Source organism: Citricoccus sp. NPDC079358, from assembly GCF_040702545.1.
Lineage (GTDB): Bacteria > Actinomycetota > Actinomycetes > Actinomycetales > Micrococcaceae > Citricoccus.
Genome location: NZ_JBFBLI010000027.1, coordinates 8,181 through 9,311, shown reverse-complemented (window position 1 = coordinate 9,311; position 1,131 = coordinate 8,181). Strand labels below are relative to the sequence as shown.

Annotated in this window: 1 protein-coding gene and 1 pseudogene; both read left to right on the top strand. The window is 62.3% G+C overall.

The genetic code is table 11. The annotated features are described in order from the left end of the window. The first annotated feature begins 359 nt into the window (after nt 1–359). Nucleotides 360–701 (top strand): NADH-quinone oxidoreductase subunit A, encoded by a 342-nt coding sequence (locus tag AB0333_RS16780; RefSeq protein WP_345354578.1) that lies wholly within the window; start codon nt 360–362, stop codon nt 699–701. Next, nucleotides 692–1,131 (top strand): annotated as a pseudogene (locus tag AB0333_RS16775) (hypothetical protein); the annotation flags it as partial. The gene AB0333_RS16780 and the pseudogene AB0333_RS16775, both read left to right, overlap by 10 nt.

Here is a 1,131-nt window from a genome sequence, read left to right as displayed (position 1 = left end):
GAGGAGGCGGCCGACACCACCCTCGAACTCAGCGCCTGACCAACACCAACAACAGAAGGATCACCGATCACTACACCACTCCACGGGGCTTGACCGCTGCCGCGTGACCAACGAAACCAACCGAGACCGTGTCCAAGAACCTTGACACAGCCCACGACTTCGAGATGAATGGCATGGAGATGACCAACCACAAGTGGGTCGTCGAAAGCGAGATCGAACCTACTCAGTGACGCCGGAGGGCAGAGCAGCACTGATTTAACACAGTAGAGTGGCGGGAAGGGGACTCGCGATAGGGGTCCATCTACCCCCGCCGGTGAATGCAAATTTCGTTGCTTCAACGACTGGGAAGGACGGATCACGTGTACGGGATCGTGGCCATGGCGCTGGTAGCAATATTCGCTGTGGCCCTCCTCTATGCCCTTCACCGGGCTGTCAGTGTGTTAGCTAATCCGCTGACAGCGCTTCCTGCCCAGTCGGGGTGGTTGCCCCAGGAACATGCCCTATCCCGGTTCCATGCCCGCTGGTATCTCGCCTCGATCGTCTTCCTCGCCTTTGACGTCGAGATGCTGTTCATGTACCCGTGGGCGGTGGTCGTGGCTGAGAAGGGGGTCTCGGCCGTGGTGGAGATGTTCCTCTTCCTCGGGGCACTACTCGTCGCTGTGGCGTGGGCCTGGCGGGAGGGAGTCTTCCGGTGGGCCTGACCAGGATCATCGACCGTCTGGCGGTCCGCGCCACTCGGGTCCTCGTTGTTGAGGTCTCGGGCCAATGGCTGACGCGGGTAGAGCTCGAACAACAGATGCTGCGCCGAGGTTGGCGCCAGGCGTGGACGCCAGCGGCTGCGGACGTGCTCGCGGTATGCGGCGTGCCCGAGCCCGAACTCGCAGAAATCGTGGACCGTCTCTGGGAGCAGATGCCTGGCCCCCGGGTTCGCGCCGACATCACCTCACCCGAAATTGCGAGCCCTGCTCTCGACGACGCCGCAGTTCTCCTTCTCGACACCCCGCATCACAGGACAGACGCCCGGGAGCGGGCACAGAAACCTCGAATTCCAGAAAACAACGGCCACGAGGACCATAGCGGCCACGGCCAGATGAACCACGGCGACCATGCCGGCCACGAAGATCCCGACCA